This is a genomic window from Shewanella sediminis HAW-EB3 (assembly GCF_000018025.1).
GTDB classification, from domain to species: Bacteria; Pseudomonadota; Gammaproteobacteria; order Enterobacterales; family Shewanellaceae; genus Shewanella; species Shewanella sediminis.
In genome coordinates this window covers 5,122,938-5,146,482 of sequence record NC_009831.1, presented here as the reverse complement: position 1 = coordinate 5,146,482, position 23,545 = coordinate 5,122,938, and the positions used below count along the sequence as shown (strand labels likewise).

The 23,545-nt window shown below is 47.7% G+C and carries 21 protein-coding genes and 1 pseudogene; 7 read left to right on the top strand and 15 right to left on the bottom strand.

Features of this window, described 5'->3' with window-relative positions; all coding sequences use genetic code 11:
• Positions 1-206: 206 nt before the first annotated feature.
• The 3 genes from SSED_RS21830 to SSED_RS21820 are packed head-to-tail and all read right to left on the bottom strand — an operon-like array spanning position 207 to position 3,281.
• Positions 207-1,340 (bottom strand): hypothetical protein, encoded by a 1,134-nt coding sequence (locus tag SSED_RS21830; protein ID WP_012144519.1) that lies wholly within the window; start codon positions 1,338-1,340, stop codon positions 207-209.
• A 49-nt stretch (positions 1,341-1,389) separates the two neighbouring features.
• Positions 1,390-1,758 (bottom strand): cytochrome c3 family protein, encoded by a 369-nt coding sequence (locus tag SSED_RS21825; protein ID WP_012144518.1) that lies wholly within the window; start codon positions 1,756-1,758, stop codon positions 1,390-1,392.
• Between the two features lie 11 nt (positions 1,759-1,769).
• Entirely contained in the window at positions 1,770-3,281 is a 1,512-nt protein-coding gene (locus SSED_RS21820; protein WP_012144517.1) for a flavocytochrome c, read from the bottom strand.
• 353 nt (positions 3,282-3,634) lie between these two features.
• Here SSED_RS21820 and SSED_RS21815 point away from each other — a divergent pair, with 353 nt between their 5' ends.
• Positions 3,635-4,426: a TetR/AcrR family transcriptional regulator gene (locus tag SSED_RS21815; RefSeq protein ID WP_012144516.1), complete on the top strand. Its 792-nt coding sequence runs from the start codon at positions 3,635-3,637 to the stop codon at positions 4,424-4,426.
• Between the two features lie 193 nt (positions 4,427-4,619).
• Here the strand turns inward: SSED_RS21815 and SSED_RS21810 are convergent, their stop codons facing one another.
• From SSED_RS21810 to SSED_RS21790, 5 genes are all read right to left on the bottom strand, one after another.
• Positions 4,620-5,750: a hypothetical protein gene (locus SSED_RS21810; RefSeq protein WP_041421852.1), complete on the bottom strand. Its 1,131-nt coding sequence runs from the start codon at positions 5,748-5,750 to the stop codon at positions 4,620-4,622.
• Between the two features lie 62 nt (positions 5,751-5,812).
• Entirely contained in the window at positions 5,813-6,280 is a 468-nt protein-coding gene (locus SSED_RS21805; protein WP_012144514.1) for a DUF3299 domain-containing protein, read from the bottom strand.
• A 58-nt stretch (positions 6,281-6,338) separates the two neighbouring features.
• On the bottom strand, positions 6,339-7,076 hold the full coding sequence (locus SSED_RS21800) for a cupin domain-containing protein (RefSeq protein WP_223295934.1): 738 nt from the start codon (positions 7,074-7,076) through the stop codon (positions 6,339-6,341).
• 95 nt (positions 7,077-7,171) lie between these two features.
• A complete protein-coding gene (locus tag SSED_RS21795; RefSeq protein ID WP_012144512.1) occupies positions 7,172-7,534 on the bottom strand; it encodes a cytochrome c3 family protein in 363 nt (120 codons plus the stop codon).
• 10 nt (positions 7,535-7,544) lie between these two features.
• Positions 7,545-9,047, bottom strand: a complete 1,503-nt coding sequence (locus tag SSED_RS21790) for a flavocytochrome c (protein WP_012144511.1) — start codon at positions 9,045-9,047, stop codon at positions 7,545-7,547.
• A gap of 187 nt (positions 9,048-9,234) precedes the next feature.
• On the opposite strand from SSED_RS21790, the pseudogene SSED_RS25020 reads away from it, so the two are divergent.
• The 3 genes and pseudogenes from SSED_RS25020 to SSED_RS21780 form a co-directional block, all read left to right on the top strand.
• Positions 9,235-9,399 (top strand): annotated as a pseudogene (locus SSED_RS25020) (TetR/AcrR family transcriptional regulator); the annotation flags it as partial.
• A gap of 180 nt (positions 9,400-9,579) precedes the next feature.
• Positions 9,580-9,999 carry a hypothetical protein gene (locus SSED_RS25015; RefSeq protein ID WP_223296015.1) on the top strand — a complete coding sequence of 140 codons (420 nt, stop codon included), beginning with the start codon at positions 9,580-9,582 and terminating at the stop codon, positions 9,997-9,999.
• Between the two features lie 168 nt (positions 10,000-10,167).
• Positions 10,168-11,259 (top strand): branched-chain amino acid aminotransferase, encoded by a 1,092-nt coding sequence (locus SSED_RS21780; protein ID WP_012144509.1) that lies wholly within the window; start codon positions 10,168-10,170, stop codon positions 11,257-11,259.
• Between the two features lie 151 nt (positions 11,260-11,410).
• On the opposite strand, the gene SSED_RS21775 is transcribed toward SSED_RS21780, so the two are convergent.
• From SSED_RS21775 to yihG (SSED_RS21765), 3 genes are all read right to left on the bottom strand, one after another.
• Positions 11,411-12,118: a GntR family transcriptional regulator gene (locus SSED_RS21775; protein ID WP_049772188.1), complete on the bottom strand. Its 708-nt coding sequence runs from the start codon at positions 12,116-12,118 to the stop codon at positions 11,411-11,413.
• 482 nt (positions 12,119-12,600) lie between these two features.
• Positions 12,601-13,521 carry a 1-acylglycerol-3-phosphate O-acyltransferase, YihG family gene (gene yihG, locus SSED_RS21770; RefSeq protein ID WP_012144507.1) on the bottom strand — a complete coding sequence of 307 codons (921 nt, stop codon included), beginning with the start codon at positions 13,519-13,521 and terminating at the stop codon, positions 12,601-12,603.
• 4 nt (positions 13,522-13,525) lie between these two features.
• Positions 13,526-14,434 (bottom strand): 1-acylglycerol-3-phosphate O-acyltransferase, YihG family, encoded by a 909-nt coding sequence (yihG, locus tag SSED_RS21765; protein WP_012144506.1) that lies wholly within the window; start codon positions 14,432-14,434, stop codon positions 13,526-13,528.
• A 249-nt stretch (positions 14,435-14,683) separates the two neighbouring features.
• Between yihG (SSED_RS21765) and SSED_RS21760 the strand changes: the two genes are divergently transcribed.
• The gene (locus SSED_RS21760) at positions 14,684-15,730 is read left to right on the top strand and encodes an ABC transporter substrate-binding protein (protein ID WP_012144505.1); all 1,047 of its coding nucleotides are present in this window, start codon (positions 14,684-14,686) and stop codon (positions 15,728-15,730) included.
• A gap of 42 nt (positions 15,731-15,772) precedes the next feature.
• Here SSED_RS21760 and SSED_RS21755 read toward each other — a convergent pair whose 3' ends face one another.
• Positions 15,773-17,296: a YifB family Mg chelatase-like AAA ATPase gene (locus tag SSED_RS21755; protein WP_012144504.1), complete on the bottom strand. Its 1,524-nt coding sequence runs from the start codon at positions 17,294-17,296 to the stop codon at positions 15,773-15,775.
• A gap of 596 nt (positions 17,297-17,892) precedes the next feature.
• Between SSED_RS21755 and cysE the strand changes: the two genes are divergently transcribed.
• Complete coding sequence (cysE, locus tag SSED_RS21750) at positions 17,893-18,684, top strand: serine O-acetyltransferase (protein WP_012144503.1); 792 nt, start codon at positions 17,893-17,895, stop codon at positions 18,682-18,684.
• A 65-nt stretch (positions 18,685-18,749) separates the two neighbouring features.
• Here cysE and SSED_RS21745 read toward each other — a convergent pair whose 3' ends face one another.
• The 3 genes from SSED_RS21745 to ilvY form a co-directional block, all read right to left on the bottom strand.
• Entirely contained in the window at positions 18,750-19,553 is an 804-nt protein-coding gene (locus SSED_RS21745) for a GGDEF domain-containing protein (RefSeq protein ID WP_012144502.1), read from the bottom strand.
• A gap of 132 nt (positions 19,554-19,685) precedes the next feature.
• Entirely contained in the window at positions 19,686-20,513 is an 828-nt protein-coding gene (locus SSED_RS21740; RefSeq protein ID WP_012144501.1) for a substrate-binding periplasmic protein, read from the bottom strand.
• 86 nt (positions 20,514-20,599) lie between these two features.
• Positions 20,600-21,472 carry an HTH-type transcriptional activator IlvY gene (ilvY, locus tag SSED_RS21735; RefSeq protein WP_012144500.1) on the bottom strand — a complete coding sequence of 291 codons (873 nt, stop codon included), beginning with the start codon at positions 21,470-21,472 and terminating at the stop codon, positions 20,600-20,602.
• A gap of 223 nt (positions 21,473-21,695) precedes the next feature.
• Between ilvY and ilvC the strand changes: the two genes are divergently transcribed.
• The gene (gene ilvC / locus SSED_RS21730) at positions 21,696-23,177 is read left to right on the top strand and encodes a ketol-acid reductoisomerase (RefSeq protein ID WP_012144499.1); all 1,482 of its coding nucleotides are present in this window, start codon (positions 21,696-21,698) and stop codon (positions 23,175-23,177) included.
• The last annotated feature ends 368 nt before the right edge of the window (positions 23,178-23,545 follow it).

Genomic DNA, 23,545 nt, shown 5'->3' with positions numbered 1-23,545 from the left:
TACTACATGAAGGGATTGGTCTAAAAAAAGCCCTATAAAATAGGGCTTGATTCAATAATCTACGGGGAAATCAGTAAGTAAAAGTCATGGACTAATATGAAACATGATCCGTATAAAAATCAGAAGTTTTAGCTACTATGTTTGCACTAAGAGCAGGTTCAGATGCGGGAGCTGCCCTGAACCTGCGAGTACTTAGGCTTTGGTTTCTAGAAGTAGTAACCAAAGTTGATGTTGACGCGTTTGTCCCAGTCATCGCCCATTTCTGGCAGACCGACATGGTCATTGTTAGCGGTTGAGAAGGTCATGTTTTTGCCCATGACGAAGTCGATCATGGTGTAAGTTGGACCTGCTGAAACTGCACAGCCTGTGACGTTTTGCATGCTGTTGTCGTAGCTGCTGTCATCGACGTCAGGTGTCATAAGACCGAAATCGTTATAACACTTCACACTACCCCAGTCAGTCTTGAAGGTCTTAGCTATGTTGGCGCTATAGGCCTGGCCCTTAGAGGCGATCTCGTATTGCCAGCTTACTACCGATACACCAATCTTGTTCGAATCGACCGAATCGGCCGCATCGTATTCATATTGCATCGCCTGTAGCTGCAGGTTCCAGCCATTGTAGCTGCTGTCTAAGTGAAGAGCCGCGGCGTAGCTATCGCCGGTATTTCCGGTTTTGTTGTTGTAGATCTGACCATATTGAACAGAGCCACCGAAGGTCGTTGAGCCGCCTTCATGTTCAGCAGTAAAGGTCTGACGCAGGTTAACCTGGTTTGTCTCTTCGTTGTTATACTCGGTGCCATTGATGGTGCCTGTGTATAGATCGGTCGCGTAACGCTTATTTTCTGTTGGACCATACTCAGCATTCTTGTAGAAGGCTAAGTCTGTGTGCCAGCCGCCGCTGTTATAAACGGCCTTAACACCGACATCATGGTCGTCTTCAAAACCTAAGTAGTAAGGAATACCAAACCACCAGCTGTTAGAGATAAATTCGCGGTTACCGAATGGCACCTTGTTGATACCAAACTGTAGCTGCCACTCAGGATCGATATTGTAGATACCGTAGCCGTATTTGATGTAGTCAGTGCTAGAGGTGAAGCGGTATTCTGCGGCTAACCCCCAGTCACCTTTCTTACCGTTAAACTTGATGGCAGCCATATCGAAAGTCAGATCGCCACCCTTATCCTTCGAGGCTTCACTGTAATCTTTGTAGCCATAGTTAACGCGTACCGCGCCGCCTATGTTGATCCCGTCTTCCTGCTCTTCTGCACTGGCGTTAAAGCCGGATAGTGCTATCGCTGTTGCCACCATCGACAACATGAACTTGGTGGATTTTTTCATCATCATTACCCATTTAGTATTTTTGTGTTTTATGTTTAAGTTTTCGAACTCGTTACATCACATCGAACCAGGTACGGTGACACTCGGCGCATACCGGTGCCTTCTTCTCGTGTTCGCCGTGACAAGCTAAGCAGCTGGCGCCCTGGTTGTAGTGGAATGACTTATGCGGGTTGGCTTCTTCGATTGCCAACTTACTCTCGTCAATTTCTATGCTGTTGATGTCGCCATGACACTCGACGCAGGCGCTATCAGTCGCATTCTTCTTTCCTGAACCTTGGTGGCAGCTCTGGCAGCCATCCTCATAGATAAACTCATGATTGGTTCGTCCTTCAGTCTTGCCTTTCATCTTCACCAGATCGCCGGCAAATGCGCTCGTTGACAGGGATAGCCCTACGAGTAAAGCCAATAGTAATTTGCTCATCTTGATCACCCCTACACGTCGCTTTTAATAGTTTCAGAGACGACGATACCCATCGTCAGACATTCCAGACACGAAGTAGAACTCAGTCGCGCCTCGCCGTGGACTCCACCTGTCACTTCACCGACGGCATAGAGTTTCTTGATAGGCTTCATGGAGCGACCATCAATTACCCGGGCACCGATATCTGTTTTTAAGCCGCCCATGCAGTAGTGCACCTTAGGCCAGATGCGTGAAACCACGAATGGCGGTTTTAGCTCGACAGCGGTATCCATCTTACGGCCGAAGAGAGGGTCCTGACGTGTGCTGACTTGTGCATTAAACTCTTTCACCGTCTGCTTTAACTGGGTCAGAGGAATATTGAATTTCTCTGCCAGCTGCTCGAAGCTGTCGACCTTCCACGCCATATCATCACGGAGCGCGCGAACGACACGGTCATCATCCGGATGATCTTTGTGGTTAAAGAAGACGACCGGGTAAGCCGGTGAGCCGTCCTGATAACGGTTCTTCATGATGGCTTCCGAGCAGGTCTTACGATCGGCTCTCTCGTTCATGTAGCGCTTACCATTCAGTACACTGACTGAGACCCCTTCGTGCCAGCCGATAGAGAGCAGGGCATTTGACCAACCGAAGCCGCCTTCATCGGGTGAGCCCCAATGTCCGGTTTGAATCAGGTTCATATGTACCGGCAGTGCGCCATGTGCCATAGCGGTCAGGGTTACTTCACCTGTAGCGCCTAAGGCATTGGTACCATCGAGCGTCGGATCCAGAGATGGGTCGACTGCGGCGCGCAGCTCCATATTGCGGGCAAAGCCGCCATTGGCGAGGACAACTGCCCTGTTAGCCTTGATATAGATGCTCTTACCGGTTTTTAGATCCGGGAAGCGGTAGTTTTGACGTACCTTAAGGCCGATGATCTCCTGTCCATCCATGATGAAGTCTTCGATGTAATGCTGGAGGCGATAATCGATCCCCTCTTTCACACCGGCTTCATAGAGCTTAGTGGTGATGTCACCACCGGTACCGTGTTGGGTACGGATAGCACGCGCCTTGTTATGGCCACCGACCTGAATGTTAAAGTCCTTGCGGAATTTAACGCCTGTTTCGATACACAGGTCATAGGCATCAAGTGCACGATTCGCTATCTGACGAAGCATGTCTTCATTTTGCATGCCGCGTCCGGAGATGATCTGATCTTTAACCAGCTCTTCCGGCGAGTCATCGTTAACTCCCTGGGCTAATTGGGTAGGGTTTTTAGGAATGGCTAACCAGCCGCCATTGATGGCAGAGTTACCACCGAAGACCTGCATCTTTTCAAGAACCAGTACAGAGCCGACACCACTACGCTTAACATTCAACGCCGCAGAAAGGCCCGCAAAACCAGAGCCGACAACAATCACATCGGCCGATTCGTTCCACTTTATCTCGCCACACTCACTGGCCATAACAGTACCAGGCATAGTCGATGCCAGCCCGCCCAGCGCCGCACCTGCACCCAATTTCAAAAAATTTCTTCTATCTTGCATTTGTGTACCCTCAACATCGGAATGACACCAAGATAAAGGGAACCCGAAGGAGTAAAGGTGAACTAAGTCACGCCCTTTTTTCAGTGACAAATTTATTCGTGAAGCAGATCTCGAAGATCTTTTCTCTCGAAAAAATTCGGATGTACTAGACAGGTTCACTAGAAGGTTAAAAATGTGAAGGGATTCTATATGGAGTTAATAACTCTCGCTGCAATGTTTACATGAGGTAACTCACAAAGCCTGCTAATAAATTCATTTTTGCGTGAAGCTAATCCCGATTAGTGAAAGGAGACCTATAATTCATATTTGTTAACAGCGCATAATCGGCTTAATTACTAAATAAGGTTTTACTGATGAAGTGTCCTACTGAAGCATTGCCCATGATACGCTGTAACCAAATACTCGATGCCGCAGAACAGCTGATCGAGTCACAAGGTATAGTGTCATTTAAGTTCTCGCAGTTGGCTAAAGAGGTAGGCTGCTCTACGGGAACCCTGTATAAGTTCTTCGAGCGCAAAGAGGATGTCTTAGTCTGCCTGTTTCTCAGGAGTGCGACCTCTAACCACCTTCCCATTTTTATCGATAAGCACCCTGAGCTGACGGCTCAGGAGAAAGTACTGCTGCCAATATTGTTTACGTTTGAAACCATCAAGCGCAGTAAGAGTTTCTTTACCTTGCGATCGGTGTCGGTCAATACTATGGTTTGGCAGCTGGCCAGTGATGAGAAGGTGGAACGTTTTAAGAAGCGAATCAATGCCTTCTGGGAGTGGTTTACCGCCTCTCTTCATGAAGCCGTGGATAAGGGGGAGTTAGATGCGACGCCGCTGCAGATTAAAGAGTTGGTGCAGGGAATAGCCTTTTATCTGACAGGCTCACTGACCCAGTTTGAGAGTGAACTCATTGCACCAGAATATCTGTCGAATCGTCGTGAGACCTGCTACCGCCATCTTTCAAAGTTGATGGCGCAATATCGATGGAAAAAGCCGCTAAACCAGGCACTGTTTGATTCCCTCGAGGCGCAAACGACGAAGTTTTTCGATAAACACTATCGTGAACATATGACATGTGCTGCATGTAGCGCATCGGCCTGTTCTCAAGAAAGAGACGAGAGCCACTGCCCACCATTACAGCGGTTAGCGGGTTAACTCATTTCAAGAAAAAAGCCTTCGAGTTATGTCGAAGGCCGGACCCAAGTTGTCGATATGGTGTGACGTGATGTGATGTGATGTGATGTGATGGAGTTGATACTCCTAGGTCCTAAAATCAATTTGAGGATCTGCCCAGCTGGGAACGTCGCCGGGCATCACTCTATATACCAATCGGTATCTTCTATCTCCCTTAGAAATAGTAGCCGAAGTTGATGTTGACCCGCTTGTCCCAGTCATCGCCCATTTCTGGCAGGCCGACGTGATCGTTATTGGCGGTCGAGAAGGTCATGTTCTTACCCATGATGAAGTCGACCATGGTGTAAGTGGCTCCCGCCGCAATCGCGACGCCGGTGACATTTTGCAGGCTGTCATCATAGCTCTGGTTTTCTACATCCGGGGTCATCAAACCGAAGTCATTGTAGAGCTTGAGGCTACCCCAGTCAGTTGAGATGGTTTTAGAGATATTCGCGCTGTATGCCTGGCCTTTCGAGGCAATTTCATATTGCCAGCTCACCACAGAGACACCGATCTTATTAAGGTCGACAGCATCGGCGGCATCGTATTCATACTGCATCGCTTGCAGCATCAGCTCCCAACCTTGATAGGTGCTATTTGAGTGAAGCGCGACGGCGTAGCGATCGCCCGTATTGCCAGTCTTGCTGTTGTAGATCTGACCAAACTGCGCAGAGCCACCAAATGTGGTAGAGCCGCCCTGATATTCGGTGGTGTATGTCTGACGCAGGTTGACCTGATTGGTCTCTTCGTTGTTGTACTCGGTGCCGTTTATGGTGCCGGTGTAGAGATCGGTGGCGTAGCGTTTATTTTCGCTCGCGCCATATTCCGGGTTTTTGTAGAAGGCTAGATCTGTGTGCCAGCCATTGCTCTCATAGACAGCTTTGATACCGATATCATGGTCATCCTCGAAACCTAAATAGTAGGGGATGCCAAACCAGAAGCTGTTAGAGATAAAGCCCGGGTTACCGAATGGCACCTTGTTGATACCAAACTGTAGCTGCCAGTCTGTATTTATGTCGTAGTAGCCGTAGCCGTATTTGATATAGTCGGTGCTCGAGGTGAAACGGTACTCGGCAGAGAGTCCCCAGTCGCCTTTCTTACCATTGAATTTGATGGCGGCCATATCAAATGTCAGATCGCCGCCCTTGTCTTTAGATGCCTCGCTATAATCTTTATAGGCGTAGTTTACTCTTACCGTGCCACCGACATCGATACCATCTTCTGCCGCTACAGGAACAGATAACCCCGCTATGGTCATCGCAGCCACAAGCGCGGAAAGCGCAAAGTGTGTCTTTTTCATCATCATTACCTTTATTTTTTTATTGGCTACTTATATTTTTTATTGATTGTTTATATTTGCTATTTAGCTTATTCGTGTTGGTGATTTTGCCCTGTATCTGGTGTGTTGATTTGTACCGGGTATGCGATGGCCTCGACGCCTTTTATGTGGTATCCGGTTTTAGCAAATCCTGTCTGTGCACTCTTCACGTTCAATGTTCCGGCGATATACATAGGTTGTTGCAGATCGGGTATAGCGATAGGCACATCGAAAGAGACATGGATCAGCTGGTTGGCTGGCGAAGGTGGCTTGTGAAAGCAGGCACCTTGCTGTGGTGTTAATAGAAAGTTCTTGGTATAGCCGCTGTTTTGGCCATCTAACGGGACCACAAAACCGGGGATTATCACCTTTTTGCCATCCAGTTCCAGATTGACGTTTTCTGTCACTGGTAGATCTACAGGTCCAGGAGCTAAGTTGTTCCACAGGATTGATATCGCCTCTTCGGCTAAGAGGGCTGGGCTATAGAGTAAGCTAAACGCCAGGATAAGTTTTTTCATATTAATTTAATGAGGCCAGCTGAGCTGGCCTCAATCTCTGCTTAAGGGTTAAGTTTGATTACTTAGCTTTTTGGACCACGTCCCAACCGTAACCACCATTACCTGAACGCACGAGCTTAGAGTTAGTGTATGGAATGAAATCAAACATCAGTTGCTCACCTGGACCTACATCTTGTGGCCACTGGTACTTGAAGGTTGAGAACTTGCCATCGAGTGGGAACCAGTACATGTAGATCAGATCCTGATCATCATAGGTGTTTGGCGTGTAGTGCATCGCCTTACTTGGGATCTCGATGTAGTCGCCGGCACCAAATGGTTGCATACGCTCTTGTGCCCAAGTCAGGCCTTGACCACTTAGGCCGTAGTAACATTCCATTTCGCGGTGGTAGTGAGGTGCCGCAGTACCTGGTGCAACACGTACTAAACCGATAACCGTTGGTTCATCGTTTAGCTCTTTCCAGCACATGCCGACTTCAGTCGCAGATGCGCCACCTTCCGGACAAGGGATAAGGTTGCTTGGGTCATCCACGCGCCATGTTAACCAGCCAGAGTCATTGGCACCTTTACCGCCGTGATCGTTTGACTTGATGTTGTAAATATCTTTTTCACCCGACTGAAGTTCTTTCAGGTAGGCCATGGCCTGCTCTTGCTTACACACCATAGGCATAACCTTAGTTGGTGCGTTAATCGTAGAGAGTGTAGGCTTTGCATTGTGCCAAGGCTGATCGGCTGGCTTATCGGCTGCGGTTGCGCAACCTGTCACAAGAATTGCCGAAGCGACTAGTAGTTTTTTCATCATCATTTCCTTTTATTACTTTAATATTATGTTGTTGCTTTTACTTTGGAGCTGGCAGGCAGCTCCATATTCAGATTGAGATAAATAGGTTTTGCTTATTTATGCTCATATTTAAATTTGGGGAAGTCGAAGTTATGGCAGTCCATACAGATCGCCTTCTTCGGTGTATGTTCGCCGTGACACTCCATACATGGGGCGTCTTGGCCGTAATGCATACTGTCGTGAGGGTTTTGTTTGGCATAGTGCCCTTCACGTTTTGTTTGCTCTGCCAGGTCGCTCATGTCGTGACATTGCAGACATGAGTCATCGGATGGGAAGGCTTTCATCCCCTGGTCATGACAAGTTTTACAACCTGAGTCATAGACCATCTCGTGATACTCTCTCTTGTTTTGCGCTTGGGCCGACATCGCCAGGCAGGCACCGAGGGTAAGCACAAGTAATGTGTTAAACTTTTTCATTTTTTAGTCCTTATGCTTTCATTATTGAGCGAGCGGCGGTGACACCAAATGCCATGCATTCAGGGGTAGAACAACCACCTAAGCGGCTGACGCCATGGACTCCACCAGACACTTCACCTGCTGCGTATAAGCCTGGAATTTTTTCACCGGTTTTTGCTGCAATAACTTCTGCCTTGGCATTAATCTGAATGCCGCCCTGACAGTAGTGCACTTTTGGCCATAGACGTTGAACGATGAAAGGTGCCGTCAGGTAGATTCCCGTGCTCATGTTCATACGCTTGCCAAACTGAAGATCTTCTCCGGCCTTGACGTATGTGTTCCAGTCCTCGATCTGCTTCTTCAGTGGTTTAACTGGCACATCGAAATGCTTGGCAATCGCTTCGACGCTGTCGAATTCCCAGGCGACGTTATATTTCAGCACGTTAGCCATCGAAGGATCTTTCTTCGCTTCATGTTTAGGTGTGATAAGCAGTGCCGGGTTAGGCTTGCCATCTTTATCACGGCGTTGGACTTCCAGATCTGCACGGGTTTTACGGTCAGCCGTTTCATTCATGAAACGTTGGCCTGTGTTGCGATCGATCGCGACAGAATGTGGGAAGTTATAGAGTGAGAAACCTGCGCCGTATCCGAATCCGCCCTCATCAGGTGATGCCCAAGGACCCGATTGAATGAAGCTCAGGTGAACCGGCATAGCGCCTTCGGCTATCATGGCAATTAGGCCATCACCCGTAGCGCCACGAGCGTTAGTACAGCCAACCTCGGAGCCCAGGTTTGGATCCAATGCCTGACGGAAACTCACGTTGGCACCGAAGCCGCCGGTGGCAATCAAGACACCCTTCTCGGCGCGAACATTAATAAGCTTGCCTGAGTCTTCGTGGCCGAAGTGATATCCTTTACGAACCTGAATACCCAATACCGTGCCATCTTTTGCAGTGATCAGATGCTCAAACTTATGGCGGATCTTGGTTTTTACACCATAGCCGCGTGCGGTTTTAAGCATAGGACGGATAAAGCCTGCACCGCTGCGTTCGATGACCTGATGGCTACGGGTTGCGCTGGTGCCGCCTGTGTTGATGATATGGTCGCGATAGATACAGCCACAGTCTTTGGTGAGTTGATAGATATATGGACCAAGCTCTGCGCTGTGTCTCAACAGCTCTTCACTGGCATAACCACGGCCAGATTTAAGCTGGTCTTGCACCATGAGCTCTGCGCTGTCTTCGATGCCAAGTTGCTTCTGCAGATCGGTATTAGCGAAACAGGCCTGTCCGGCGTTGAGCGTACTGTTGCCGCCATAGACGCCGAGCTTCTCGAATATGACGATATCTTTAGCGCCTAATTTACCCGCTTCGACGGCGGCTGCGAGTCCGGCAAAACCGGAACCTACGATGATGATTTCGTGTTCTTCATCCCATTTGACGTCAGATGAATTCGCGCTGACGGTGAGAGGAGCCAGTGCGCCAACGGCAGCTGCTCCCGCACCAAATTTTAAAAATGAACGTCTTGTTTGCATATTGTTTTCTCCGGTTAACTTGGGATAACAATATGCTTGGTCGGCATGTTCAAATATGCGCAAAATCACACTTTGGATTTGGGAATAAAGTTTTTTGTGGTGTACCTCAAGAAAATGTTTCTTTTAAGTATCTAATCGGTAGCAGCCTATTAGTATGGATGTTGAAATTGTATATTAGGTATGAATTATGTACTGCCCAAATAATAGTGTCGATGCTTTAAGGTGTAATCAATTACTCGACGTAGCAGAGAATTTGATTGATAAACAAGGGGTTGTATCTTTTAGGTTTGCGCAGATAGCTAAAGGGGCAGAGTGCTCAACTAATACTCTATATAAATATTTCGAGTCGAAAGAAGATGTACTTATATGTTTATTTTTAAGAAATACAACATCGACTCAAATACCTGTTTTTATAAAAGAACACCCAGAGTTAGATATTTACCAAAAAGCTGTTCTGCCTCTATTGTTTACTTTTGCCGTTGTTAAACGCAGCCCAATATTTAATATTTTGAGAGTTGTATCAATAAATAGCATGTTTTGGCAATTGGCAAGTCCTGAAAAAATTGAGGTGCTTCGTAATAGGGTCAATCTATTCTGGAGTTGTATTCGGGTACCTTTGGAAGATGCCGTTAATTCCGGTGAGCTGGAAGCCACCGAACTCGATATTCGCGACCTGACTCAGTCACTCTATTTTTTCCTCGCAGGGGCAGCCTCCACCTATGAGAGTCGGTTAATGGATGAGAAGTATTTCACCAATGATGACGAAACCAGTCTGCGACATATCAGCCGCTTGATGAACCGATATCAATGGAAGCGACCTATCACTCAGGAGATGATGCAGGATATGACATTGCGCATCAGTGAGTTTCTAGATAAAGGTAAGACTAAGATCCGAAGCTGTGAGACCTGTTTGGGCATAGGCAAGCAACTGACTTGCCGCGACGATGAGTAGGGTGAATGACCCGATCGGCTTGTTCGGCAATCGCCCGGATAACTAAGCGAAAAAACGTGTTAACTTTACACTTCAATAGGTGGCTTATCTTAGTGACAAGCCCCATTCCCCTTGACTTTATTGCCTTGCATCCATACGCTGCTTATTCAGTAATCAAGGTGGTAAGCAATGCAAATAAATTATAATTTAAAACCTGCGTTAGAGCGCCGTACTGAGCAGTTCGAGCCTGAAACAGATGTGGGCTTCGGTAACCTCAGAACCGATCATATGTTTTTAATGGATTATCGCGACGGCCAGTGGTGCGATCCCAGAGTTGTTCCCTATGGGCCATTTGAAGTTGCACCCGGTGCAATTGCCCTGCATTACGGTCAGTCTGTGTTTGAAGGTGCGAAAGCCTTTATGCATGAAGACGGCGAAATTTACACCTTCCGTTTAGACAAAAATGCGGAGCGACTCAATCGTTCTGCCGATATTCTATGTATTCCTGGCCTGTCTGAAGCGATGCAACTGGAAGGCATTAACGCCTTGATCGATGTCGACAGACTCTGGTTCCCGATGCAGGAGGGGGCTTGTCTCTATATTCGTCCCTTTATCTTTGCCACCGAAGATAGGTTGTCTGTCAGCCCGAGCGAGCAATATACCTTCTGTGTGATGCTGAGCCCGAGCGGCCCCTATTACTCTGATGGATTCGATAAGGCGATTCGTCTGCTTATCAGTGAGCGCTTCCACCGTGCGGTATCGGGTGGTACCGGAGCCTCTAAGGCCGCGGGTAACTACGCCGCGTCGTTGAAAGCCGGTAAGGCTGCTGCCGAGTATGGTGCCGCACAGGTGCTTTACCTCGATGCGAGCAACAAGCAGATCGAAGAGGTCGGCGCCATGAATCACTTTCATATCCTCAAAGATGGCACTGTGATCATTCCAAGTTTTACCGATACGATCCTTAAATCGATCACCTCGCAATCTATCTTGGATCTGGGTGAGCTGCTCGGCTGTGAAGTGCGCCAAGAGACGGTGATGTTAGATAAGTTTATCGCGGACATCGAATCCGGCGAGATCATCGAGGCGGGTGGTTTTGGTACCGCTGCCGTCGTGTCACCTGTTGGCTCGTACATCTTCGAAGATAACCGGGTTGTTACGGTTGGAGATGGCCATGTTGGTGACAATACCCGCCGTCTGTATCAGGTGCTCACAGATATTCAGAAGGGGAAAATTGAAGGCCCTGAAGGATGGGTACAACATGTAACACGAGTCGCCCCATAAGTTGACCCGTTAATGAAAAGGCGCTAGTAGGCGCCTTTTTTGTGCCTGCTTCCCAGAATTAACCCGCGGTGAAAGAAGAGAAAAAGGCCTTGCCGGAAGGGAGGAAGCAAGGCCTTTGTTGGTAACTCTGATACGTTTCTGGTTTAAGTTATTACTCTGTTTGGAGCTCTTTCAAACGTTTTTCAGTATTAATTCGTCCCTGCTCTATGTGCCTGCGCATCAATAAGCCTGCCAGTTCACTGTCGCGGCTGGCAATAGCTTCGACAATGCGTCTGTGATCGGCAATCGCCTTAACGGGACGACTCTTGTTAGTGCATTGGTAACGATACATACGCAGCAGATGATATAGGCCACCGACTAAGGTCTCCTGCAGGTGTTTATTGCCGCTCGCCAGTATTATCTGATAGTGAAAATCGACATCCCCCTCCTCTTGAAAGTAGCTGTCACCATCAGATAGTGCCGTTTCCTGCTCCGTTAATACCTGCTGTAATTTTTCCAGTTGAACCTGAGTGATGTTCTGCGCCGCCAGCTCACAGGCCATACATTCTAAAACGCTGCGCAGCTGATACAGATCGTTTAGCTCATCTACCGTGAGCTCTGCGACTCGAGCACCGACATGAGGCACTCGCACGATTAGGCGACGCTGCTCGAGGGTTTGCAGTGCTTCACGAGTGGGCCCTCGGCTGATGCCATACTTCCGGGCTAATGCCTGCTCGTTAATCTTACTGCCGGTGGGGAGTTCACCCTTAATAATACTGGTCTGGATTTCGCCTAACACCCGATCGGCCAGGGTGATATTTACCACTGAAGTTATTGACTCTGCTCTGGTGTCTGTCGCCACAGATGTATTAAGTTCCATGATCAAATCGTGTTTCATCGAGATGGTTGACAATGAATAGGAAATTAAAAGTATCTGACTATTTTGTCAACAATGTGGTGGTTAGACATAAGTCTAATGCTATAGTGCGAGTTGGCTTAAGTAGCTGTTAGTCAGTGCTTTATTTTAACTTGTGTAAAGGGCTAGTTGCGGCTGGTAAGATTCTGAATCTCGATATTGTTGACAATGCTGGGTTTGTTTTATGAAGTTGAAGCCAGTGGTTCAATCAAAATAGAGGGATGTTACCCGGTTAAGAGCTTATCCCACAGAAAGTGGCTAAACTGGCTCAGGAGTTATCTATGACGGGAATTTCGCTAAGCGACTCATCGAGGGCAACGGCATGACTACCGATGCACTCATCAAAGCGGGGATTAAGGTATTCAGCGAAGATGAGATAGAGGATGTGGCGCGGTATTTAAGTGAGGATTAAAGTGCCTGAATTCCGGGAGTCAGGCACCATATCGTTAAGGCCTATCTTCTTTGGCTACGCCATTTTTTAGCATCACCTGATGGATCTGCTCATCCTTCTCTTCCCATAGCTGGTTTAACCAACGCTGGAATTCGACACGATACTGAGCCTCGGAAAAGTAGCGCTTATTATCGACTTCGGGTACCGGCAGCACCTCTACTTTTACTGTTATTTTCTTAATCTTACCGTGCATCACCTCAGACAGGGGATCGGACTCTGCTTCCGGATATACTAAGGTGACATTGAGTAGGTTAGTAAATTGCTCACCCATGGCTGACAGCGTGAAGGCGATGCCACCCGCTTTAGGGCGCAGCAGATAACGGTAGGGTGAGTCCTGGCGTATGCGCTTCTCTTCTGTGAAGCGGCTTCCCTCAACGTAATTGATGATGGAGGTCGGCATGGTTTTAAATTTTTCACAGGCACGACGTGTCGATGCCAGATCTTTACCCTTAAGTTTCGGATTCTTCTTCAGTTTGGCAGGACTGGTTCGGCTCATAAATGGCATGTCCAGTGCCCAGCAACCCAAGCCCAACAGAGGAACATAGAGCAGTTCGCGTTTAAGGAAGAACTTCAGCATAGGAATGTGATTGCGCAATACATAGGTTTGTACCGCAATATCGAGGCCACTGAGGTGGTTACTGATCAGCAGGTACCAGCCATGTTTATCCAACTTCTCTAACCCTTCGATGTCCCACTCGATATCTGCCAGTAGGAAGAGTATTCCGCCATTACAGGTGGCCCAGGACCACATGAATTTGTTCATGATCTTGGTGAGAAAGTTCCGTCCGGCAGTGAATGGAAGGAGAAGTTTTATGAGCCCCCCTATGCTGATCAAGCCGGCCCAAATCGTCGTGTTGATGACGAGCAGGAGCGAGCTGATGATATATAGCACTGGACCAGGTAAAAAATTCAACATCTTGCTATGACACCTTCTGATTTTCATTGTGTTGCTGGGCAAATTGTTCAAGCCTTTGATCTTTCTCTTGCCATATTTTGTTGAGCTGCTCCTGAAACGAGATCTTAAACTCTCTGTCTTTCATGTAGTCGCCGCGCATCTCGGTTGCGATCTCCGAGACCTTAATATGTACATGTACCTCTGTAACCTGTCCGCTGATATAGTCCCAATAGGTAGGTACTTTTTCCGGGTAATAGATGGAAACATCGACCAGTTTATGAATATGTTCACCCATTGCCGATAATGCAAAAGCCAGCCCACCCGCCTTAGGTTTTAACAGGTGTGAGAATTGAGAGTTTTGCTTCGAGTGTTTATGGGCTCTGAAGCGAGTTCCCTCTACGAAGTTCATCACGCTGACCGGCGTCGATTTAAATTTTGCACAAGCCTTTCTCGTGATCTCGATATCTTTGCCCCTTAGCTTAGGGTTTTTCCTAAGTTGAGCCGTGCTATATCGACGCATAAATGGAAAGTCGAGCGCCCACCAGGCCAAGCCGAGAAACGGCACGAAGATCAGCTCTTTTTTCAAAAAGAACTTAAGGAAAGGTATTTTGCGGTTCAGCACCCTTTGTAGAATTAAGATATCTACCCAGGATTGGTGATTGGCGATCACCATGTACCACTCTTTGGGCGAAAGTTCGCCTTCACAGTGCAGGTGGACCCTTACGGGGTGAAAAATGCGTTCTATGACGCCGTTAATGCTTATCCAGGCGCTCGCGCAGTTATCGAGCAGTGAAGAGCAAGCCTTTCGTATCGCAGCGATTGGGATAAGTTTAATCGGGCTTAAAATGACAATGGGTAATACCCAAAAAATGGTATTAATGACCCAGCAAACAAATGCGAGACAGCCTCTGATTAATGAAAAAACTCCACCCACTTAACATCCCCCGATAAAAATTGGAGACTTATATTACTAGCAGTAGGGCTTTTGCTCAATCTAGATGTGCTCAATCATGGAAATATTCACATTTTCTTATGGAAAATAGCCGGTAAATGGTCGCATATTGCTGGCACTGAAAATGATATGGCTTTGTAGCTTGAGGTGTGATTTGCTAAACTAACAGGTGTAATGATTCTCATTGTTATCATGTCAATTGCTAACGGTGTCGACAAAAAGGAAGGCTGCATGAAGTTGATATCTCTATTTTGTCTGCTTTGCCTGTTGTGTACCCAGGTGCAAGCTAAGGCTGATGTGATCTTTTTTAACCCCGGAAAAGCGCAAGAAAGTTTCTGGGGTGATGTTGATCAAGCAATGGCTGAAGCGGCAAACCTAGTTGGCTTGGAACTTGAAATCCTTCACTCCAATCGAGACCGTCTATTGATGATAGATCAGGTAAATGCCTTGGTACGATCAAAGACCCTGCCTAAATATGTTGTGCTGGTTAGCGAAGAGGCTAGTGCTTCGAAGATGCTTGAATCATTTTATGGTCGGCCTGTGTATGTGGCCTTGATGCTTAATGATATCAGTAAGGAGGAGAGAGCACAGCTTAAGCAAGATCCGCATTGGCAGAAATTTTTACTGCCTGCGGTGGTGCCAGATAACTACTTTATCGGCCAAGATTCAGCGCGAGCCCTAGCTGAATCCATGACCTCTGAATCTCCCGAAGTTATATGCATTTCAGGCGACACCCTAACTCCTGCCTCTGTAGATAGAACGTCTGGGGCTGCTGACTTCTTTAAGTCACAAACTCAGCTGACTTTGCATCAAGTTGTTTATGCCCATTGGCGAGAGGATTCGGCATATTGGCTGACATTAAAGATGCTTAAACGCTATCCTAATCTGACAGGTATTTGGACCGCCAATGACCATATGGCTTTTGGTGTATTACGGGCACTGGAGGAGCAGGGAATTATTGCTGGAAGAGACATTTTCATCAGTACCGTCAATACCTCTGAAAAAGTATTGCGTTTGCGTCAGCAGGACAAAATCACTGCGTTAGGCGGAGGCCATTTTCTTGCAGGTGCGGTAGTTATGGATAAAATTGCAAAGCATCAACACAGTGGTCAATATAGTGCTGGCTCGCCATTCCCGCTGTTTAGTTTATTAGAGCCCGGCAGCGAATATTTCACGGCTTTGCTTAATCGAGATTGGAGAGCAATTATTAGTCATAAGCTCTGTCTGCCTGATCCCGATCTAAAGCTCGGCTGTGGTGTCTCTGTAGGTGCAAAATAGTGAAGATAGATGATTAGAGTTTCACCTATTAGCAAAGCGTGTTCAATAAGCCGATTTAAGGCTATTCAATAATCTATCCATGGCACGATAACCCAGTGCCTGAGCAATGTGGCTGCGATCGACGCGCTTGCTATGTTGCAGATCTGCAATGGTACGAGCCACCCGTTGCAATCGATGAAAGCTTCTCACCGATAAGCCCAGTTTGTTGACGCTCTGTTCGAGAAAAAGCAGATCGGACTGTTCGAACCCGCCACTCTCTTGTAGCTGTCGTCCACTCAATTCGCTGTTAAGTACACCGGCACGGGCAAGTTGCAGCTCTCTGGCACTCTTCACCCGAATTGCTATCGATTCACTGGTTTCTCCCATATCGACTTTTTGGGTCAAGGCGCCGGCAGGCAGTTTAGGCACCTCAATGGTCAGATCGAATCTATCCAGAAATGGCCCTGACAGTCGCGACAGGTATCGCTGGATCTGATCTTGTGTCGCCCTGGCGTTATCGACATCGCCACAAGGGCTTGGATTCATCGCCGCAACCAATTGGAAGCGACTGGCGAAGGTGAGTTTAGCCGCGGCGCGGGAGATGACGACCTCGCCGCTTTCCATCGGCTCTCGAAGACAATCGAGTACCCGACGTGGAAACTCGACCACCTCGTCTAAAAAGAGTACTCCCCGGTGCGCCAATGAGATCTCTCCGGGTTTGGGATTGCTGCCACCTCCGACTAAAGAGATGGCCGAGCTGGTGTGGTGTGGGTTTCGAAATGGACGCCGATAAAATTGCTTAGGCGCGAGGGACATGCCGGCTACTGAGTGAAGCGCCGCCACCTCGAGTGCCTCGTCATAACTCAACGGAGGCAATAGTTGCATCATGCGGCTGGCCAGCATGCTCTTTCCGGTGCCGGGTGGGCCGAGCAGAAGTAGGTTATGATTACCGGCGGCCGCTATCTCTAAACCCAGCTTGGCCTGGTATTGGCCTATGACTTCGCTCATACAGCTTGTGTGTTCTTGCGTCTCTGTATCTATCCACTCAAGCTCGGTCTGTATACCCGGCAGTGGCGTCTGTCCGTGCAGATATTCGCTCAGGGTTTGCAGATGACAGGCGAAATGGACTTTTTGATAACCCACCAGTTCGGCATCATCCCTGTTATCCAGCGGAATGACCAAGGTGGTATCTTGTTTGCGGGCATCGACAATCACAGGCAATAGGCCATGGCAGTGACGTATATGGCCGGAGAGTGCCAGCTCGCCGACAAACTCATGGTCTTTGAGTGAGTTTTTAGGAACCTGCTTAGATGCGGCAAGGATACCGATGGCGATGGGAAGGTCGTAGCGCCCCCCCTGTTTGGGGAGATCGGCTGGGGCCAGGTTGACCGTGATACGGCGCATGGGAAATTCAAACCCAGCATTGATAATCGCGCTGCGAACCCGCTCTTTAGCTTCCTTGACTGAGGTCTCGGGAAGCCCGACTAGGTTGAAGGCTGGCAGGCCATTGCTCAGATGAACCTCTACTGTTACCGAGGGGGCCTCGACTCCTTTGCTGGCACGGGTGGCGACACAGGCGATTGCCATAAACAAATCCTTTTGTTTAATAGATATGCGTAGCAGTTCTATTTATATCGCAAAGCGATGTTATTAAGAGTTAATTTTATAACGTATCAAGAGTATTGAGTGTAGCAGGGGATTGGTGATTTCGACTTGTTGTGTCGAAATCGGATCTATTCCGTTTGATAGGGTGCAGGGGATTCGAGTGTCATTCCGGCATGTTTGTTGGCCGGAATCCAGCTTTTGCTCTTCGATTACAGGTAACCAAGCTGTGCTTGAATCATTTTATGTGATTTCATCGCTCTATGGCCTGACGGCCATTAACGTCGTGGATTTTCAACCCACACTCGGCTAGTCCTCCTAGCACTACTCTTTGTTGCGAGAAGGGGAATGGAATTCCACGACGTTAGTTGTTAGACGAAGTTTAACTGTAAGTGATTGATGAATTTGAGCTGAAAGCCTGATTAAAAAAAGGCTTTCTATCGGATGGCGCACATTTTGGGATACAGTTGCAAACCAATTGTTATTCCATATAACTAATCGCTCTTATAACGAGATGTTTTATTCAGGGATTGAGTTAAGATCATTATTCGGTATTTCTTCATTATTTTAAGAGCAATAATATGCGTTATGAAGTTTGGGAGCAGCTCAGGGTAGAGGCAGAGGCTCTGGTTAAACAAGAACCTCTACTGGCCAGTCATGTTTATACTTCGATACTCAACCATGAGTGTCTGGGCTCTGCATTAAGCTTTGTTGTTGCCAATAAACTCTCCGATGGTGTGGTGTCGCCTTTTACCTTCCGCGAACTCTTCGATAAAGCCTTTATTCATTGTGACGAGATGCTGACGAACGTGGCGACCGATATTAAGGCGGTAAAAGATCGTGATCCTGCGGTGAGCAGTTATCTGACCGTGATGCTCAACCTAAAAGGCTTTCAGGCGATACAGGTTCACCGTTTAGCGCACTGCCTGTGGCAACAGGACAGGAGAGAGTTAGCTCAATTTATTCAGAGCCGAAACTCTGAGGTGTTCGGGGTGGATATTCATCCGGCCTGTAAGATAGGCACGGGTATCATGTTTGACCATGCGACCGGTATCGTCATCGGCGAAACGGCCGTGATAGAAGATAATGTTTCCTTGCTGCAGTCGGTCACACTTGGTGGTACGGGTAATCAGCAGGGCGATCGTCACCCCAAGATCAGGCAAGGTGTCATGATTGGCGCCGGGGCTAAGGTGTTGGGCAATATCGAAGTGGGTCAAGGTGCGAAAGTGGGGGCTGGCTCGGTGGTATTAACCGATGTAGCTCCCCATACGACGGTTGTTGGAGTACCGGCAAAGGCTGTCGGTACACCGGTATCTGACTGCCCGGCCGAGACGATGGAGCAGAACTTCTTCGACTCAAGCGCCATAGCTTAAACTTATCGCAGACAGCTACTGATAACTATAGGCTCAGCGGGCTGATGAGCATTATTTGAATGTTATCAGCCCATATGTGCCGCAAATATCTGTAAATGATTGTCGTGCTTCTTGGCATGATACATAGCGATATCGGCACTTTTCATTATGCTCTTTCGAGTATCGCCATCCTGCGGGTATTCGGCAATGCCGATGCTAATACCGATCACTAATGAGTGATTTCCACAAGTAATATCCTTGAGCAACTCCTCCTGAATCGCTCGGGCGACGATGAATGAATCTTGAGCCTGAGTGTTGGGAAGAACCACAGATAGCTCATCACCACCCAGCCTTGCGGCTATAGCGTCGTTGGGCAGCGCTCTGCTTATACGTTGGGCCACGATCTGCAACACATGATCGCCTTCGGCATGGCCAAAGGTATCGTTGATCATCTTGAAGTCATTGAGATCCATCATCAGGCAGCAAAATTTATTGTCGTCAAAGGTGATCAGTTTATCGATCTCTTCATAAAAGAGATTACGGTTGGGCAGCCCGGTTAATTGGTCATGATGGGCCTGATAATGTTTGGCTTGAATCGTGTTCTGGAGTGTAAATATGGTTTCCCGACTCATTTTCGTGATGACAAAAACAAACATCCCTCCACCACAAAATATGGTGGCTACGATCATCTCCAGAGTGCCAATCTCACGATTAATCAGCATCCAGATATAACCCAGGTAACCCAAAATAAACATAAAAATCAGGTTAAGCAGAAGCAGCCAGCCTTTATGTTGGTGATCGGGGATATTGCACATTTGATGAGTCGGGACCAGAGAGGCAATCAGTCCCGTTAACCCTGATAATACTAAGAAGATAGCCAGTATATTCATAGGCGCTTTATATTTTATTCATAATCAATCAATTAAGTATCTGTCTGTCTATTTAAATAAGTATAGATGAACAAATAATTTCTGAGAGTTTGCTCTGTGCAGTTGAGTTTACTCGCTTCTTAACTGTGGTAATTAGTCGTTATTTTTGGCATTTAGCCTGAGTTGATTGAGGTGGTGTGCGAGTAGTTTTTCAAGCTCACCATTGAGAGTGAGCTGTTTGACCTTTTCATTGAATAGTTTATTGATTAGCTCTGCAGAAGGAGACTTGCGTGATATCAACATATGGAAGGGTTCCGGCCGGAGATTTGGAACGGTACTCCTTCCCAGCAGTCGTTCAAACCGATAGAGATGATTGAGGGCTAAGGTACCAGCCAGGGTCTCTTTGCGGGCCAGAAAGAAGCGACAACGTTTCTTTTGCAGCATAGTTGGTAGATGTGCAATCTCATTGATCTCATAGAGCCGGGTTAGGTTTACCCAACCAAAATTAATGTAGTTGAATCCCTTGATTCCACAGATGTTTCCATGACTTTCCAGTTCGGAGAGGGCCTGTATCTCCAGCCCGTCGGGGAAGTCAGACCTGAGGTAGAAGTAGCTGGGGTTTAGAAAGTAATAGGCGTCAGAGTGAAGATAGTCTTTAGCTCGTTGAGGATTGAGAGAGGCGCTCATCACGCCATCGATAATTCCTTCGCTGACCTCTTTGAGGCATCGTCGCCAGGGGAGGGCTATCACCTCATACTCGATACCTGAGGGCTCGAAAACGAGTTTGAGTAGATCGATATCATAGCCGCTGGATTGCCCTTTCTCTCCATCGATTCGTTTGAAGTAATTGAAAGGCGGAAACTCAGTGTCTTCTACACAAAATTTTAACTTAGGCTGCAGGTAACTTTGCTCCGCCATCGAAGGCGCCGCAAATAGGGGAAGTAAGAGGGCAAGCACTAAATAGTAAGAACTTAAGGTCATTAGTTACATTCTGCTGAACGCCGATGATACTGAGTATAGCAAAGGCTATGTGTTTGGTTTATTTAACCAGAGTTCAGGTTATTGAGTTAAACCACCTTAAGAAATGCGGCCACTATGGGGTCGTCTAATCGCTTGTTTCTGCAACAGCAGCCTAACTCGAAAGGCGGGATCGCGATGGGAGTCGGGATTATCTGAATTCTATCGCGAACCGGACTGTTGGTGATAACCACTTCCGGAGTGATACTGACTCCGCAGCCTAGTGCCACCATAGAGGCGATGGCCTCCTGCCCCGATACCTGAGCATAAATATTGGGTGATAAGCCAAGCTGTTTAAACCAATTGTCGGTTCGACGTCTTCCCGGTCCGTGTTCGGGGACGATAAAGGGGAGGCGATCCCATGGGATATAGGATTCTGTCAGTAACTCCTGCACCCGACAGCGAAATGTGGGGGCGATGATGACCAGTGGAATATCATCAATTTTTGCGAAATGCAGATTGTCGGGAAAGGGATCCGGCAGTGCGGCAATGGCGATATCGGCGCGGTTATTTCTCACCTCACTGACGGCATTGGCCGCATCACCTGTGGTCAGTGCGATTTCGACCAATGGGTGCTCGCGTCTGAATCTATCGAGTAACCCCGGTAGGTGACTATAGGCGGCGGTCACCGAACAGTAGAGGTTGAGCTTGCCCCTGAGCAGGTCTTGCTTGGGATCTATCTTGGTTTTTAGCTTGGTCCAATGATCCAGAGTCTGTTCGGCAAAGTGGCGATATTCAACGCCTGCACTGGTTAGCGCGACACTTCGGTTATCCCGTTGAAGCAGTTTAGCGCCTACCTCATCTTCTAATCTTTGCATTGCCCTGCTCAGGGTCGACGGACTGACGTGCATGGCCTGAGCGGTACGGGAAAAGTGGAGGCTCTCAGTAAGGTGCAGGTAAAGCTTGATGGTTTTTATATCCAAATCTGATCTCCTTCATTTCACGAAAACGCACTCAAAAAAGCCCACCTCGGTGAGGGGGCAGAGCTTGGCTGCTGGTCATTTGATGTTGCGTAAAGCGCAATACCACGTCCCGAATATATCATTTTAAGCAATTAAAATCATGCGCTATAGTGATCTCAATCACTGCTCAAGCAAGATGAATTGAGCGACTTTTCTAAATTCGATACAGAAGGTGGTATATCAGATGGCTAACTATTTTAACTCTCTGAATTTGCGTCAACAACTAGAACAACTGGCTCAATGCCGCTTCATGGATCGCAACGAATTTAGTGAGGGTTGTGACTTCATCAAGGGCTGGAATATCGTCATCTTAGGTTGTGGCGCCCAAGGCCTTAACCAAGGTTTGAACATGCGTGACTCCGGTTTGAATATCGCTTATGCACTCAGGGCTCAGGCTATCGAAGAGAAGCGTGCTTCCTATCAAAAGGCTACCGGAAATGGCTTCCGTGTGGGGACGATTGAAGAGCTCATTCCCGATGCCGATCTCGTACTTAACCTGACCCCGGATAAGCAGCATACCGATGCCGTAAACACCGTTATGCCGCTAATGAAGCAGGGCGCAACCTTGTCCTATTCTCATGGCTTCAATATCGTTGAAGAGGGAATGCAGGTCCGTGATGACATCACAGTCATTATGGTTGCCCCTAAGTGCCCTGGCACCGAAGTACGTGAAGAGTATAAGCGTGGATTCGGCGTGCCGACTCTGGTTGCGGTTCACCCAGAGAATGACCCTAAGGGGAACGGTTTCGATATCGCTAAAGCCTATGCGAGTGCGACAGGTGGCGACAGAGCGGGTGTGCTTCACTCGTCGTTTATCGCCGAAGTTAAGTCTGATCTTATGGGTGAGCAAACTATTCTATGTGGCATGCTGCAAACCGGTGCAATTCTTGGTTACGAGAAGATGGTTGCCGATGGGGTTGAGCCTGGATATGCCGCTAAACTAATTCAACAAGGTTGGGAAACCACGACCGAAGCGCTGAAGCATGGTGGTATAACCAACATGATGGATCGCCTGTCTAACCCAGCCAAGATTAAAGCGTTCGAGATGGCCGAAGAGCTTAAGGGTATTCTTGCTCCTCTGTTCGAGAAGCATATGGACGACATCATAGGTGGCGAGTTCTCAAAGACTATGATGGAAGATTGGGCAAATGATGATGCGAACCTACTTAAGTGGCGTAAAGAGACGGGTGAAACTGCCTTCGAAAATGCGCCTCAAAGTGATGAAGATATCGATGAGCAGGCCTATTTCGATAAGGGTATCTTCCTTGTCGCCATGATCAAAGCGGGTGTTGAGCTGGCGTTCGACACTATGGTTGCCTCGGGTATTGTCGAAGAGTCGGCTTATTATGAGTCGCTACATGAGACACCACTCATTGCGAACACGATTGCCCGTAAGCGCCTTTACGAGATGAACATCGTTATCTCGGATACGGCTGAATATGGCTGTTACCTGTTTAACCATGCGGCTGTACCTATGTTGCGTGATTACGTCAATGCCATGTCTCCTGAGTTCCTGGGTGCCGGCCTGGGTGACAGTGGCAATGGCGTCGATAACCAGCGTCTAATCGAAGTGAATGCAGCGATTCGCGGCACAGGTGTTGAGAAAATTGGCGCCGAACTGCGTGGCTACATGACAGAGATGCAGCGTATCGTCGAAGAGAAGTAATATTTCTTAATCGACACCCTATGATAGGTTCGGTGCATTATCAGGGCCTATCGATAAAGCTAAAAAATACAAAAGCAAAAAGTTTAACCATTGAAGTAAAAGATAATTTCAAGTGAGAGGCTCGTTAGCCGACACATCTGAACGAACGGTTTGTTGGTTATCATTCAGATAGAGAAACGGTCAGTTTCTTGTTGGTGAAAAGGTTTTTGTTGTGTTTTTTATTGGCTTTGTGGTATTGATTAATAACTCTTCACAGGTGAAGAGACCGAATTTAAGCAAACTAATTAGGAAACAGGTCAAGCATGTTTAACCAAGTCGCCCTGCTCATTATTGAGATTATTACCGTCGTGATTATTAGATCACAGCGG